Source organism: Mycobacterium basiliense (genome assembly GCF_900292015.1).
GTDB classification, from domain to species: domain Bacteria; phylum Actinomycetota; class Actinomycetes; order Mycobacteriales; family Mycobacteriaceae; genus Mycobacterium; species Mycobacterium basiliense.
In genome coordinates this window covers 1100036-1114271 of sequence record NZ_LR130759.1, presented here as the reverse complement: position 1 = coordinate 1114271, position 14236 = coordinate 1100036, and the positions used below count along the sequence as shown (strand labels likewise).

Below are 14236 nucleotides of genomic sequence, written 5' to 3'. Positions count from 1 at the left end.
AGTGAGAAAGATCGCACCGGCAACCGACGTGGCGTACCATGTGTCACCTTTGACGCTTCGGTGTTACATCCTTGGTGAGGTCAGCAACCTACAGACAGGACGGTGCGCGATCAGCAAGCTCGGTTTCTGGAGCATTGTCATGCTCGGAATCAATTCCATAATCGGTGCCGGCATTTTCCTGACGCCCGGTGCGGTGATCAAGCTCGCCGGACCGCTTGCCCCAATCGCCTACGTTCTCGCCGGCCTTTTCGCCGGCCTCATGGCCATGGTGTTCGCCACGGCGGCCAGGTATGTCCGGACAAACGGCGCGTCCTATGCCTACACGACCGCCGCATTCGGTCAGCGCATCGGCATCTACGTCGGTGTCACCCACGCGATCACCGCCTCGATCGCCTGGGGTGTGCTGGCCTCCCTCTTTGTCGCGACGCTGCTGCGGGTCCTCTTTCCCGGCAAAAACTGGGCCGAAGACACCGAACTTTTCAGCGTCAAGACACTGACGTTTCTCATCTTTATCGCGGTACTGTTAGTAATAAACTTGTTCGGCAACCGGATAATTAAATGGGCCAACGGCACGTCGACATCGGGGAAGATATTTGCCCTGTCGATGTTCATCGCCGGCGGAATTTGGATTATCGTCACGCAGCATGTGAACAATTACGGCTCCTCGGCCTCACCAGGCGTGTACCAGCGCGCCACATTTTCACTTCTCGGGATTGTAGGGATGGGGCAGAGCACCGGCTCGAGTCTGATACTGGCCACCATTGTCGCGTTGTATGCATTCATGGGCTTCGAATCGATCGCTAACGCTGCCGAGGAAATGCACGAACCGGACCGCAACCTGCCCCGAGCCATACCGCTGGCAATCCTCGCAGTCGGGGCGGTCTACATCCTCGCCGTCGTGGTCGCAATGTTGCTGGGATCGGACAAGGTTGTCTCGTCCAGCGGCACGGTACGACTGGCGGCGGCCATCGGAAACGACGCTTTCCGGACGATCGTCATCGCGGGTGCCTTGGTCTCGATGTTCGGCATCAACGTGGCCGCATCGTTCGGCGCTCCGCGGCTGTGGACGGCGCTGGCAGATCAGGGAACATTGCCGATGCGTCTGTCGAGCAAGAACCGGTTCGGGGTACCGATGATCGCTTTCAGTGTGACCGCGTCATTGGCATTGGCGTTTCCACTGGCCCTCCACTTCGACAATGTGAACCTGACCGGACTTGCCGTGATCGCGCGATTTATTCAGTTCATCATCGTGCCGATTGCATTGATCGCATTGGCGGCCGACCGGACCGGGGAGCGCTCGGCGATCAAGCGCAATCCATTCACCGACAAGGTGTTACCGGTAGTCGCGGTCTCCATTTCGGTCATGCTGGTCGTGTCATTCGATTACCGCACCATATTTCTCACCCAGCAGGGCAGTCCGAATCATTTCTCGATCGCGTTGACCGCGCTCACATTCGTCGCGGTACCGGCAATTGCCTACCTCCACTACTACAGAACCTTGAGTAGCGAAGGAACCATCGGCATCGAGCGCTAGACGGCTAACTCGGTACGTATTCCACCGCGCCGTCGTCCAGCACCACCCGCGTTTCGCCGCCGTCGGATCCGGTGACCTCGGTGCGAAAAACCGCCTTGCCTGGCTCGGTGCGCCAGATCAACGTGCTCAACGTCTCCCCGGGAAACACCGGCTTGGTGAACCGCGCCGCAATCGAGGTGATGTTGGCGGCAACACCGCCGCCGAGCTCGGCCACCAGCGCCCGCCCGGAAACCCCGTAGGTGCACAGGCCGTGCAGGATCGGCCGGGGAAACCCGGCGAGCTGGGTGGCAAACCAGGGGTCGCTGTGCAGCGGGTTGCGGTCACCGGACAACCGGTAGATCAACGCCTGGTCCTCGCGGGTGGGCAGGTCGATCCGGGTATCGGGCTCGCGGTCCGGGAACTCCGGCGCCGCGGGCCGCTGACCGGGTTCTCCCCCGAAGCCGCCCTCGCCGCGGATGACCAGCGTGGTCAGCGTCTCGGCGATCAGCGTTCCGGTATCCGGGTCGGTGCCGCGGCCGCGCAGCATGAGGACCGCGTTTTTGCCCTCCCCCTTGTCCTGGATGTCGGTCACCTCGGAAACCACCGACAGCTTGCCGGCCGGCGGCAGAGGCGCGTGCAGGCGGATGGTCTGGGATCCGTGCAACAGCATGGCCCAGTTGAACTTTCCGACCTTGCCGGCCGCCCCGAACGCGGGGCAGCAGATCACCGCATAGGTCGGCAACACTTGCTGGGTGACGTCGTGGCTATTTTCGGTGGTGAACGACAAGTCCGCGGTCCCGGCGCCGACCCCCAGCGCGTAGAGCAACGTGTCCCGGTCGGTCCACTCGAACAACACCGGTTCGGTCATCGCTCCGATGGCACCCGGGTCGATCGCCATGCGAGTCTCCTCTCGATTGAAGAATTCAAGCCATTTCTGCACTCAACCATCGCAAACCCTTCCCACCGATACGGTCGGCAGGGCAGGCTATCGCCATGGCCAAGCACACGAAGATGCCGAAGATGCCGAAGACCTTCAAGGTCCTAGCTGTGTTCGCCGCGGCAACGATGCTCAGCGCCTGCGGCGGCGGTGGCCCGCAGGCTCGCACCATCACCTTGACCTTCGTTCGGAATGCACAATCCCAGGCCAACGCCGACGGTGTCATCGACACCGACATCCCCGGCACCGGACTGAGCGCCGAGGGCAAGGCGCAGGCCGAGCAGCTTGCCAACCGGGTCACCCATAGCGACTACGACAGCATCTACACATCGCCAATGGCGGCGGCCCAGCAGACCGCCGGGCCGCTAGCCAAAGAACTCAGCAAGCAGGCCGAGATCGTCGAGGAGCTGGAGTCCCTCAACGCCGGGTGGTACAACGGTAAACCCGACTCGATGTCCGATCGGACCTACATGGTGGCGCCCGCCGATTGGCTCAATGGCGACATGCACAGCGCCATCCCGGGCTCGGCTTCCGGCCGTGACTTCAACAGCCGATTCAGCGCCGCGGTATGGAAGATCTACAACAGCGGCCACAACAAACCGGTGGCGTTCTCCCAAGGGGTCGCAATCATGGTGTGGACGCTGATGAACGTCAAGAACCCGAAAACCAACCTGCTCAACAGTCATCCACTGCCCAACATCGGACGCGTGGTAATCACCGGAAACCCACTGACCGGCTGGCGGTTGGTGGATTGGGACGGCATCCGCAACTTCAGCTGATCGGTTGACGCGTGCGGCCACCAGCCGCCACGATGGCTGCATGCGGTATGTCGTTACCGGCGGTACCGGGTTTATCGGGCGGCGCGTCGTCACTCGCCTGCTGGCAGCCCGCCCCGAAGCGCGGGTCTGGGTTCTGGTCCGTCGCCAGTCGCTGAGCCACTTCGAGCGCCTAACCCTCGACTGGGGCGAACGGGTAAAACCCCTAGTCGGCGAATTGCCACAGCTCGCTGTGACCGAGCGGACGCTCGCCGAACTGGGACGCGTTGACCATCTGGTGCACTGCGCAGCGATCTATGACATCACCGCACCCGAGCCGCTGCAGTGGGCGGTCAACGTCGAGGGCACCCGCGCCGTCATCGAGTTGGCGCGACGGCTCGATGCCACGCTGCACCACGTGTCTTCGATTGCCGTGGCCGGCGACTTCGCTGGGGAATACACCGAAGCGGACTTCGACGTCGACCAGCAGCTACCCAGTCCGTATCACCGAACGAAGTTCGAGGCCGAAGCGCTGGTACGCAGCGCAGCCGGGCTGCGTTACCGGATCTACCGCCTGGCGGTGGTGGTGGGTGACTCGCGCACCGGAGAAACCGACAAGGTGGACGGGCCGTACTACTTCTTTGGTGTCCTGTCCAAACTGGCCGCTTTGCCGTCCCTGACGCCGATCCTGCTGCCCGACACTGGGCGCACCAACATTGTGCCGGTCGACTATGTGGTGGATGCGCTGGTCGCCCTGATGCACGCCGCGACCCCGCCATCCCGTGACGGGCAAACGTTCCACCTCACCGCGCCGAAATCCATTGGATTGCGCGGCATCTACCGTGGAATCGCCAAGTCGGCCGGGCTGCCCGCGGTGCGGGGATCACTACCGCGCTCGGTGGCCGCACCGGTGCTGCGGGCGCGGGGGCGCGCCCGGTTGCTGCGCAACATGGTGGCCACCCAGCTGGGAATTCCCGCCGAAGTCTTCGACGTCGTCGACCTCAAACCCACCTTCGTCAACGTCGAAACCCAGAAGGCGCTGCGCGGCACCGGTATTGAGGTTCCCGAGTTTTCTGCCTACGCGCCCAAACTGTGGCAGTACTGGGCCGAGCATCTCGATGCCGATCGTGCCCGACGCGACGATCCACGGGGACCGCTGGCGGGCCGGCACGTGATCATCACCGGCGCATCCAGCGGCATCGGTCGGGCCGCTGCCGTCGCCGTCGCCGAGCGGGGGGCGACGGTGTTCGCGTTGGCCCGTAACGGCGACGCCCTGGACCAACTGGTCGACGAAATCCGGGCCAACGGTGGCCAGGCATATGCGTTCAGCTGTGATGTCACCGACTCGACCTCGGTCGAGCACACCGTGAAGGACATCCTGGGACGCTTCGGTCATGTCGACTACCTGGTGAACAACGCGGGCCGGTCCATCCGCCGCTCGGTGGTCAACTCCACCGACCGCTTACACGACTACGAACGGGTGATGGCGGTCAACTACTTCGGCGCCGTCCGGATGGTGCTGACCCTGCTGCCGCACTGGCGCGAACGTCGGTTTGGCCACGTGGTCAACGTATCCAGCGCCGGTGTTCAGGCCCGCAATCCCAAGTACAGCTCGTATTTGCCCACCAAAGCGGCGCTGGACGCGTTTGCCGACGTGGTCGCCTCCGAGACCCTGTCCGACCACATCACCTTCACCAACATCCACATGCCCCTGGTGGCCACGCCCATGATCGCACCGTCCCGACGCCTCAACCCGGTGCCGGCAATCAGCGCCGAGCGTGCGGCCGCCATGGTGATCCGCGGGCTGATCGAGAAGCCGGCACGTATCGATACGCCGCTGGGCACGCTGGCCGAGGCCGGCAACTACTTCACGCCCAGGCTGTCGCGGCGGTTGTTGCATCAGCTATATCTGGGCTACCCCGACTCCCGAGCGGCGCTCGGCCTGCCTTCCGATACGCGTACCGCGCAGCGGCGCAAAGCCAAGCCGAAACGCACGGTTTCTGCGGTCGCCCGCGGTATCCGGGCGCCCCGGGAGGTCAAACGGCTGGTGCGCTTGGTGCCGGGGGTGCACTGGTAAGCCTCGTCGAGTAGCGGTGCCGCGGTATTGTGGCCGCGGTGCACCCCGTTTTCGTCGATGTCGACACCGGCGTCGATGATGCGCTGGCGTTGGTATACCTGTTCGCCAGTCCGGATGCAGACGTCGTAGGCATCGCCTCGACGGGTGGAAACGTTGCGGTACAACAGGTTTGCGCGAACAACCTGGGCCTGCTCGAGCTGTGCCGAGTCGCCGATGTTCCGGTGTCCAAGGGACCGGAGGGAACTCTGACCGGCCCGCTTCGGGTGACCTCCAGAAACCACGGCCCCAACGGGTTGGGTTATGCCGAACTGCCACTCACCGATCGCCGGCTCACCAGTTACGACTCCGCGACGGCCTGGATACGCGCAGCACACGCCTTTCCCGGTGACCTGATCGGCATTGCAACGGGCCCATTGACCAATCTGGCCCGGGCACTGCGGGCCGAACCCATGCTGCCCAAGCTGTTGCGTCGGCTGGTGATCATGGGCGGACACTACGAAGACAGCACGCCGATGACGGAATGGAACATCAGCGTGGATCCCGAGGCGGCCGCCGAAGTGCTCGCGGGTTGGTCGAGGAAAACCACTGCGGCCGTTGAACCGCAAGGGCTGCCGATTCTGTGCGGCTTGAATCTGACCCGCCGCGTCGAATTGACGCCGGATATCCTGGCCGGACTGGCGGCCGTCGCAGCCTCGGCGACAGCGATGATGAGCGCGGACGACGAACGCGGCACCCGATCGGTGGCCTCCAATCCGTTGATTCGGATGATCGAGGACGCGATGCGTTTCTACTTCGAGGCCTACTACGACAGAGACCACAAGTATCTGGCGTATCTACATGACCCACTGGCCGCCGCCGTCGCGCTGAACCCAGCACTTGTCACTATCCGTCCCGCTACGGTGCGGATCGAACTGAACGAGACACCGAACCGCGGCGCGACGCTGACCGACTGGTCGGGTTCCTCAGAGCCGAATGCGCTCATTGGAATCGATGTCGACCCCGCGGGGTTCTTCGACCAATTCGTGGACAGGGTCGGGTCTTTCGCCCGCGCACTGCAGAGCAACGAATATCGCTAGCGCACATTATGCGCATCACTCGTAACTTCCTTCGAGGTACCACCGCCGCTGGCGGTAGCACAGCAGCAACGCGCGCTCGCTCTCCAACAGTATTTGAGCGCGCGCGGTGCGGCCACTTCCCTGACCGGTCCCAGGCCGGTCGTCCCACCATCGCTCGTCGACCGGCCACGGACCGGCCCACCAGCGCAGCCGGTTGTCCCGGCCGCGGATAATCAGCCGGGCCGGGTCCGCGGAGAACATCCCCCGACTGGTGACTCGTATCAAATTCCCTTGGGCGTCAAGTAATTCCACCGGATCGTCGAGCAGCACCGCCGGCGATGGTTCGGGCAGTTGGCCCGGCCACGGCTGCCCCGGGTCTGCCTGCGATACCGGTTCGGGGTCTACTAGGCCAAGTGGGGTCAAGGTGATGCGTTCGCCCGGCCCGCGACCGCCGGACAACACCGGCACCTGCACCGCCTCCGGACCAAGCAGGCCCTGGACTCGCACCAGCACCCGGCGCGCCCGGAGCCTGTCTTCCGTACCGAGACCACCCCACAACGGCAACTGCAGCGCGCCGGCGGACACCACCTCTATCGCCTGCAGCCGCAACAGAGTCACCGGTGCCGTAGGCCGGTCGGAAGCGGTCCGATTACTCAGCCACCCGTCCAGTTGCCAGCGCACCCGGTCAGCGGTGGCGTTCTCCGTCAGCGGCTCAGCACACCGCCATACCCGACTGCGCTCCTCGCCGTTGGCGGTCGCGGCGTGAATGGCCAGCCGGGTGCACCCCACCCCGGCGCCCATCAGCGCCTGATGCAGCGCGCCAGCCAGCGAACGCCCGGCGAATGCCGCGGCGTCGACCCGGTCCAGCGGTGGATCACAGCGCAGCTCGACGTCGAGTTCCGGTGGTAGTTCGCGCCCGGACGGGGGGCGTTCCGACTCACCGCGAGCGAACCTATGCGCAGACACCGCGTCAGCGCCGAACCGGGAAGCCACGTCGGTGCGCGGTAGCGCGGCGAACTGCCCGATGGTGCGAATTCCCATCCGCCACAACAGATCCGTCAGCTCCTCACGCCCCGCACCGGACAGGCTCGGCTCGGTGGCAAGCTGACGAATCGACAGCACCGAAAGGAACCGTGCATCGCGGCCCGGTTCCACGACGTGGCCCGCACGCGCGGCGAAAACCGCGGTGGACAGGTGGTCAGCGATCCCGACCTGGCACTCGGCTCCGGCTGCGGCCACGGCGTCAATCAGCTGCTCGGCCGCCCGCTGCTCGGACCCAAAAAACCGTGCCGGACCGCGCACCGGCATCACCAAGAGCCCAGGCCGCAGCACCTCGACGTGGGGCACCAGATCGTCCACCGCCGCGATCACGCCTTCAAAGAAGCGTGCGTCGCGGTCTGCATCGGCGGTGGCAATGTGCAGCTGCGGACACCGTGCGGCCGCCTCCCGGCGGCGCAGCCCGCGACGCACTCCGGCCGCACGCGCCGTCGCCGAGCAGGCAATCACCCGGTTTGCCAAGGTAACCGCGACTGGGTCCGTCGCAGACTGGCCCGTGGCCGCCGCGGCCGCGACCGCGGGCCAGTCCATGCACCAGATCGCCAACACTCGGGAAGTGACCACCAGACTCACCCGGTACGAGCTCGTCCGATCGTTCGCCCTCCCGCGCACACCCCGTTGATCTGTAGTCGCACCCCGCTGATCCGCCCGAACCCTGGGGCGGGCACGCCCCTGAGAGTTGGCGTAATTTCATAGCCACACACCCGGGCCTCCAGCCGCGTCGGCGCTCCTTGCCAGTCACCGTCGGTGACCAGCAGAGTGCATCCCTTATGGCGGGCACGGGCCACCACCGCACGAGCCCGCGTCCGCGTCACCCGGCGCCCCCCCAGACCGAGCACCACCAGGTCCATGCCGTCGATGAGCACCGCGGCCACCTCCACCGGATCGGTCCCGGGGTCCGGTATCACCGCGATCCGGCTCAGATCCGCCCCCATTTCGACCGCGGCCAGCAACCCAATACCCGGCTGGCCGACGATGGCCGCATGCCCCCCACCCGCCGTCACCGCGGCCACCATGCGCAGCAACAGCGACCGAGCTCCCGAAAGCACTGCCACCGTTCCCCGGGGCAACGATTCCGGCTCCCCCACCGGCAGGGCCGACTCCGTGTGCGGATCGCCTGGGCGGACGCGCCCCCCAGACATCTCCGCCATCCTTTGGCGCAGTAGTTTCACCTGTTCAGCGCGGTTTTCCCGACGCTGAGCGGAGGCGAAAGCCGCGGTCATGACCAGCCTCCTGAGCGATTCGCGGCCACCCTTGAGGCCAACTCATTCGAAAATATGTTCGATTAATTTGAGTAAACACCCACCCGCCAACCCCGTCAAGCGCCCCAGCAAGCGGCGTGAGACGCTGCCTTGTGCGATCGCGCAGAGCCACCCCGGTGCTGGTGTGGCTACTGCTGTGCAACGGCTGCGCCGGGCCAACCAGCACCGCCACCGCGGACACCCCGACCGACCCGGGGACCTGCCGCCCGGCGGAGTTGTTCGCCACCGACAACGTCGCCGATGGGCTGTTCGAGGCACAGGCCGACCTGACGATCAGCCACAACGGCGCGACGGTGACCGGCTCGACCCTGCTTGACGGCGTGTTTTGGTCAGACGAGCTACAGCAGACCATCAATGAGCGCGCCCGAGAGTTCCACCTATGCAGCGCCGACGGGCCTACCTTGCACACCGTCGCCGAGGCGGTGCGCAGCCAGTTCAACCAGCAAGCGGTGCTGACGTTCGAATACCTGCCGCCGGATGCGCCCCAGCATGGGCCGGCCAATGCGGTCACCATCACCGTGCCCGACATCGACTTTGCACGCTTCCGCGACGCCTTCGCCGCCGATTCGGTCGCACACCATCGACTGCTGGGCGGATCCGTCACCATCACCGATCACGCCTTGATCCTGGTCGCCGGCACCGAGGATCTCGACGTCGCGCGCCGGCTCGTCGGCGCGGCCGGCGGGTGTTGGAGTGCGGCCACCATCGCCTACGGCAAACGTGAGTTCGTCCAGACGTAGCCGACCCTAAAACCGATCCGGGATCATTCCCACTCGATGGTGCCCGGCGGCTTGCTGGTGATATCCAGCACCACCCGGTTGACCTCAGGCACCTCGTTGGTGATGCGGGTCGAGATGCGTTCCAGCACCTCGTAGGGCACCCGAGTCCAGTCGGCGGTCATGGCGTCCTCACTGGACACCGGCCGCAACACGATGGGGTGTCCATAGGTGCGGTTGTCGCCCTGCACTCCGACCGAACGGATATCGGCCAGCAGCACCACCGGACACTGCCATATCTGATTGTCCAGGCCCGCCGCGGTCAGCTCCTCGCGCGCGATCGAGTCGGCACGACGCAGCGTGTCCAGCCGCTGCGCGGTGACCTCACCAACAATCCGGATACCCAGCCCCGGCCCCGGAAAGGGTTGGCGCGCAACGATCTCCTCCGGCAGACCCAGCTCCCGCCCAACCGCGCGTACCTCGTCTTTGAACAGCAGCCGCAGCGGCTCCACCAAGGTGAACTTCAGATCGTCCGGCAAACCACCGACATTGTGGTGGCTCTTGATGTTCGCGGTGCCACTGCCTCCTCCGGACTCCACCACGTCCGGATACAGCGTGCCCTGCACCAGAAATTCGATATCGCGACCGTCCAGCACATCGCGCACCGCGCCCTCAAACGCCCGGATGAACTGCCGGCCGATGATCTTGCGCTTGCCCTCCGGGTTGGTCACACCCGATAGCGCCGCCAGGAAAGTATCCGCCGCATCGACGGTAACCAGATGCGCCTTGGTGGCGGCCACGAAGTCGCGCTCCACCTGCGCGCGCTCGCCGGCCCGCAACAACCCGTGGTCGACGAAGACACAGGTCAATCGGTCACCGATGGCACGCTGCACCAGCGCCGCGGCCACCGCAGAATCCACCCCACCGGACAGGCCGCAGATTGCCTGGCCATCGCCGATCTGGGCACGCACCTGCGCGATCAGCGCGTTGGCGATATTGGCGGGTGTCCACTGCGCACCGATTCCGGCGAAGTCATGCAGAAACCTGCTGAGCACCTGTTGGCCGTGCGGAGTGTGCATTACCTCCGGGTGATATTGCACTCCGGCCAGCCGCCGGTCCCGATTCTCGAAAGCCGCCACCGCGGCACCCGCGCTGCTGGCCACTACCACAAATCCGCCTGGGGCCGCGGTGACCGCGTCGCCGTGGCTCATCCACACCGGCTGGACCCCGGGCAAATCCGAATGAAGTTCGCCACCAAGGACTTTCAGATCGGTACGACCGTACTCGCTGGTGCCGGTGTGGGCGACCGTGCCGCCGAGTACCTGCGCCATCGCCTGAAACCCGTAGCAGATGCCGAACACCGGCAAACCCAAGTCAAACAGCGCCGGATCCAGTTGCGGCGCGCCCTCGGCATACACACTGGCCGGTCCTCCGGACAGGATGAGCGCCAGCGGATCACGGGCCTTGATCTCCTCGATCGAGGCGGTGTGCGGGATCACCTCGGAGAATACCCGGGCCTCGCGAACACGACGGGCGATCAATTGCGCATATTGGGCACCGAAGTCAACTACCAAGACCGGCCTGCCGGTGCGACCAGCCGCAGCGAGGTCAACGGGTTCTGACACGGGTAGTCAGTCTAGAGGCCCAGCAGCGCCGACCATTCTGCGGTCCCGCATGGCAATCCGGGCCACCGAGCGCGTCAACCCGCAACCGCCACCGCCAGTGCCGAGGCCGCCAACCGGGCCTTGTTCAGGCCTGACAAGGAGATCCGCCGCTCATAGATGGTCGCCGGCGATGCCCGTATCAAGTCAGTTGACGACGGTTGATGCTGGCCATGGCCACACAGCACGCGGCGCTGCGGCAGTCAAGGTGCGAAATCAGGCTGGCAGCGCGTAGACCGCGGACAATGCCAAGCCCTTTGCGCATGGCAACAGCCGGATGCCCCGGATGCCCCGGATGCCCCGGATGCCCCGGATGCCGTAGTAGAGGTTCTTCACTTTCCTGCGCGTGATCCCCTCGGCAATCCGGTAGGCATCACCGATATCGGTGATTGCCACGATGGCGATTCCATCGTCGTCCGGGCACAGCACTGCGTCCTTCATCACATCAACCGTGGTGATCGGACCCAACAAGTCGAATGGAGGAAACCAAGCGGTTGACCATCGCGCACCGCGCCGGCGTGATCCAGTCACGGACGCCTGCCGAATTCTCTTGCCCAACAAGAGCTATGTGGCCATACACAGCGCACTCGGGCTGGACCCACCCCGATAGCGACAAGAAGAAGCGGCGCATCCAAGGCGCTAACCAGGCGTGGGAGCAACGCGGTTTCGCGCTGGACCTGACGCAGCTGATCTACTTCGACGAACGCAACCACGCCGCCGGTTATCTTGCCGGCAACGGCTGGCAGGTCACCGCCAGCACCATCACGGAACTCTTTGCGACCCAAGGACTGCCGCCCTTCGACGAAGACGAGGCAACGCGGTTCGCCGACCGGCGCTATGTCAGCGCCGTTCTGAGGTAGCGTCGGGTAGCGTCCGCTAGGGCGAACCGCCGGCACTCCCATCGAGTTGCGAACTTTCGCACAACGAAAACGCGGTGCGTAGCGCGTCGATCGCGCAATGGTCGCCATCGAAGTCGATCCGTTCCAGCGCCGCTTTGCGCGTCGCTTCGCTTGGCCCCAACCGGGCGGTGACAAGGTCCGCCGCGCCGGCGGTGACAGTCGCCGCCGGCGCGGCGTGGGCGGGCCCGAGACGACCGTGATCCACCGCGAATTCGAAACGGCGGCCGTCGATCTCGACACGGTATGTCGCTGCCAACCCGGACGCGCGCGCCGGGTCGAAACCCAAGAGGATTCCGGCGAGGAAACCGTTCAACGGCGACACCACGCTATCGGCGTCGATCGGATCAAGTCGGTCCAGGCCGAACCACGCGATGGCCTGCAAGATGGGCAACACCCGCCGCCAGCCGACGTCGCTGAGGGTGTAAACGGTACGTCCGATCGGCGGCGGCAATTCGGTGCGCTCCACGAGCCCGAAGTCCTGCAGCTCGGCGAGTCGCTGCGCCAGCAGGTTGGTGGCGATGCCGGACAACTCGGCGCGCAGATCACCGTAACGGCGGGCCCCGCCGACCAACTCGCGCAGGATCAGCAGTGTCCATCGCTCCCCGAGGATGTCGAGCCCGCGTGCGATGGGGCAGTTTTGGTTGTAGTTGCGGGCGGACACCCCTTCACCCTACCACCATAGACTTATTTTTCAAGTTATTACTTGATTTATTTGTCTATTAGCTTTACCTTTTTGTCATGCGTACTCAGCCCGTCTTTCGTGACCACTCGATCCCCGCGCTTGCCGTCATCTGCCTATCCGTCTTCGTCATCAGCGTCGACGCCACGATCGTCAACGTCGCCCTGCCCACCGTGTCGCGCGAGCTCGGGGCCAACACCGCGCAGCTGCAATGGATCGTCGACGCCTACACCCTGGCCATGTCGGGCCTGCTGCTATCGGCCGGCAGCCTGAGCGACCGCTACGGCAGGCGCAGCTGGCTCAGCGCCGGCCTCGCCTGCTTCGCGCTCACCTCTGCCGTTGCCGCGCAGGCGAATTCGGCGGATACACTGATCGCGGCGCGAGCCGCCATGGGGGTCGGAGCGGCGGTCATCTTTCCGACCACTCTGGGATTGATCACCAACATCTTCACCGATCCGATTCCCCGTGCGAAGGCGATCGGACTGTGGGCGGCCATGGTGGGCGTCGGCGTGGCCGTCGGACCGATCACCGGGGGCTGGCTGCTCGAACACTTCGCCTGGGGCTCGATTTTCATGGTGAACATTCCGATCACAGCCGTCGCCCTGGTCGGCGGGATCCTGTTCGTGCCGACCTCGCGCGATCCGGCGGCACCCCGCGTCGACCTTCCCGGATTGACCCTCTCCGCAGTCGGGATCACCGCGTTGGTCTACACCATCATCGAAGCGCCCACCTGGGGATGGACCAGCATCCGAGCCGGCGTCGGGTTCGCCGCGGCCGCAACCGTTCTCGCGGGATTCGCGCTGTGGGAGCGGCGCAGCGACCACCCGATGCTGGACGTATCGGTCTTCGTCAACCGCCGGTTCTCCGGCGGCAGTCTGGCGGTGACCGCGGGCTTCCTGACGTTGTTCGGATTCATCTTCGTCATCACCCAGTACTTCCAATTCATCAAGGACTACACCGCATTCCAGACCGGGGTCCGGTTGCTACCGGTCGCGTTCTCGATTGCGCTCGCCAGCATCCTGGGACCCCGACTGGTCGAACGGGTCGGCACCACCGCCGTGGTCGCCGCCGGCCTGGTGGTGTTCGCGGCCGGGTTGGCCTGGGCTTCCACGGCCGTGGCGGCAACCCCGTACACCCACATCGCCCTGCAGATGCTGTTGCTCGGCGGCGGCCTCGGGCTCACCACCGCGCCGGCCACCGAGGCGATCATGGGATCGTTGCCAGCCGACAAGGCGGGGGTCGGCTCGGCTGTCAACGACACCACGCGCGAGCTAGGTGGCACCCTGGGCGTTGCCATCGTGGGTAGCGTCTTCGCATCCGTCTACGCCGGTCATCTCGGTTCGGCGGCGGCGCTGGCCGGTCTACCCGCCGACGTGCGTTCGGCGATGGAAGGCTCAATGGCGTTGGCGCACACGGTGATCGACCAGTTGCCGGCCGGACGAGCCGCCGCAGTCCGCGACGCTGTCAATCATGCGTTCCTCGACGGCCTGCAGATCGGCACGCTGGTCTGTGCCGGCATCGCGCTGGCGGCCGCACTCGTGGTCGCCTGGGTGCTGCCGCCCCGAGCCGGGAACGTCGCGCCATCGCCGACCGCGCCGGCGCTCGCCGAGACCTAGCTCGCCGGGT

General features: G+C 65.4%; 13 protein-coding genes. 7 read left to right on the top strand and 6 right to left on the bottom strand.

Annotated features, from left to right (window positions below):
* The first annotated feature begins 67 nt into the window (after positions 1-67).
* Entirely contained in the window at positions 68-1534 is a 1467-nt protein-coding gene (locus tag MB901379_RS04955; protein WP_331852725.1) for an APC family permease, read from the top strand.
* Between the two features lie 4 nt (positions 1535-1538).
* On the opposite strand, the gene MB901379_RS04950 is transcribed toward MB901379_RS04955, so the two are convergent.
* Entirely contained in the window at positions 1539-2411 is an 873-nt protein-coding gene (locus MB901379_RS04950; RefSeq protein ID WP_158015618.1) for a MaoC family dehydratase, read from the bottom strand.
* Positions 2412-2506: 95 nt separating this feature from the next.
* On the opposite strand from MB901379_RS04950, the gene MB901379_RS04945 reads away from it, so the two are divergent.
* From MB901379_RS04945 to MB901379_RS04935, 3 genes are read left to right on the top strand one after another with little or no spacing between them, the layout of a single operon-like run.
* Positions 2507-3229, top strand: a complete 723-nt coding sequence (locus tag MB901379_RS04945) for a histidine phosphatase family protein (protein ID WP_158015617.1) — start codon at positions 2507-2509, stop codon at positions 3227-3229.
* Positions 3230-3269: 40 nt separating this feature from the next.
* On the top strand, positions 3270-5282 hold the full coding sequence (locus MB901379_RS04940; RefSeq protein ID WP_158015616.1) for an SDR family oxidoreductase: 2013 nt from the start codon (positions 3270-3272) through the stop codon (positions 5280-5282).
* A 29-nt stretch (positions 5283-5311) separates the two neighbouring features.
* Complete coding sequence (locus tag MB901379_RS04935; RefSeq protein WP_158015615.1) at positions 5312-6358, top strand: nucleoside hydrolase; 1047 nt, start codon at positions 5312-5314, stop codon at positions 6356-6358.
* Positions 6359-6373: 15 nt separating this feature from the next.
* On the opposite strand, the gene MB901379_RS04930 is transcribed toward MB901379_RS04935, so the two are convergent.
* Both MB901379_RS04930 and MB901379_RS04925 read right to left on the bottom strand, forming a co-directional pair.
* On the bottom strand, positions 6374-7924 hold the full coding sequence (locus tag MB901379_RS04930) for a DNA polymerase Y family protein (protein WP_408632358.1): 1551 nt from the start codon (positions 7922-7924) through the stop codon (positions 6374-6376).
* A gap of 38 nt (positions 7925-7962) precedes the next feature.
* On the bottom strand, positions 7963-8616 hold the full coding sequence (locus MB901379_RS04925) for a hypothetical protein (RefSeq protein WP_158015614.1): 654 nt from the start codon (positions 8614-8616) through the stop codon (positions 7963-7965).
* A 131-nt stretch (positions 8617-8747) separates the two neighbouring features.
* On the opposite strand from MB901379_RS04925, the gene MB901379_RS04920 reads away from it, so the two are divergent.
* On the top strand, positions 8748-9395 hold the full coding sequence (locus MB901379_RS04920; protein WP_232021991.1) for a hypothetical protein: 648 nt from the start codon (positions 8748-8750) through the stop codon (positions 9393-9395).
* Between the two features lie 23 nt (positions 9396-9418).
* Here MB901379_RS04920 and guaA read toward each other — a convergent pair whose 3' ends face one another.
* Entirely contained in the window at positions 9419-10996 is a 1578-nt protein-coding gene (gene guaA, locus MB901379_RS04915; RefSeq protein WP_158015612.1) for a glutamine-hydrolyzing GMP synthase, read from the bottom strand.
* Between the two features lie 252 nt (positions 10997-11248).
* Positions 11249-11473 carry a hypothetical protein gene (locus MB901379_RS04910; protein WP_158015611.1) on the bottom strand — a complete coding sequence of 75 codons (225 nt, stop codon included), beginning with the start codon at positions 11471-11473 and terminating at the stop codon, positions 11249-11251.
* 125 nt (positions 11474-11598) lie between these two features.
* On the opposite strand from MB901379_RS04910, the gene MB901379_RS04905 reads away from it, so the two are divergent.
* Complete coding sequence (locus tag MB901379_RS04905) at positions 11599-11892, top strand: hypothetical protein (protein ID WP_158015610.1); 294 nt, start codon at positions 11599-11601, stop codon at positions 11890-11892.
* 16 nt (positions 11893-11908) lie between these two features.
* On the opposite strand, the gene MB901379_RS04900 is transcribed toward MB901379_RS04905, so the two are convergent.
* Entirely contained in the window at positions 11909-12592 is a 684-nt protein-coding gene (locus MB901379_RS04900) for a winged helix-turn-helix transcriptional regulator (RefSeq protein ID WP_158015609.1), read from the bottom strand.
* A 77-nt stretch (positions 12593-12669) separates the two neighbouring features.
* Here MB901379_RS04900 and MB901379_RS04895 point away from each other — a divergent pair, with 77 nt between their 5' ends.
* Complete coding sequence (locus MB901379_RS04895; RefSeq protein WP_158015608.1) at positions 12670-14226, top strand: MFS transporter; 1557 nt, start codon at positions 12670-12672, stop codon at positions 14224-14226.
* Positions 14227-14236: the final 10 nt, after the last annotated feature.

Coding starts and splice junctions, on each gene's coding strand:
- MB901379_RS04940 (WP_158015616.1), top strand. CDS start 3,270: ATGCGGTATGTCGTTACCGGCGGTACCGGGTTTATCGGGCGGCGCGTC.
- MB901379_RS04910 (WP_158015611.1), bottom strand. CDS start 11,473: ATGAAGGACGCAGTGCTGTGCCCGGACGACGATGGAATCGCCATCGTG.
- MB901379_RS04930 (WP_408632358.1), bottom strand. CDS start 7,924: ATGGACTGGCCCGCGGTCGCGGCCGCGGCGGCCACGGGCCAGTCTGCG.
- MB901379_RS04905 (WP_158015610.1), top strand. CDS start 11,599: ATGTGGCCATACACAGCGCACTCGGGCTGGACCCACCCCGATAGCGAC.
- MB901379_RS04925 (WP_158015614.1), bottom strand. CDS start 8,616: ATGACCGCGGCTTTCGCCTCCGCTCAGCGTCGGGAAAACCGCGCTGAA.
- MB901379_RS04945 (WP_158015617.1), top strand. CDS start 2,507: ATGGCCAAGCACACGAAGATGCCGAAGATGCCGAAGACCTTCAAGGTC.
- MB901379_RS04950 (WP_158015618.1), bottom strand. CDS start 2,411: ATGGCGATCGACCCGGGTGCCATCGGAGCGATGACCGAACCGGTGTTG.
- MB901379_RS04895 (WP_158015608.1), top strand. CDS start 12,670: ATGCGTACTCAGCCCGTCTTTCGTGACCACTCGATCCCCGCGCTTGCC.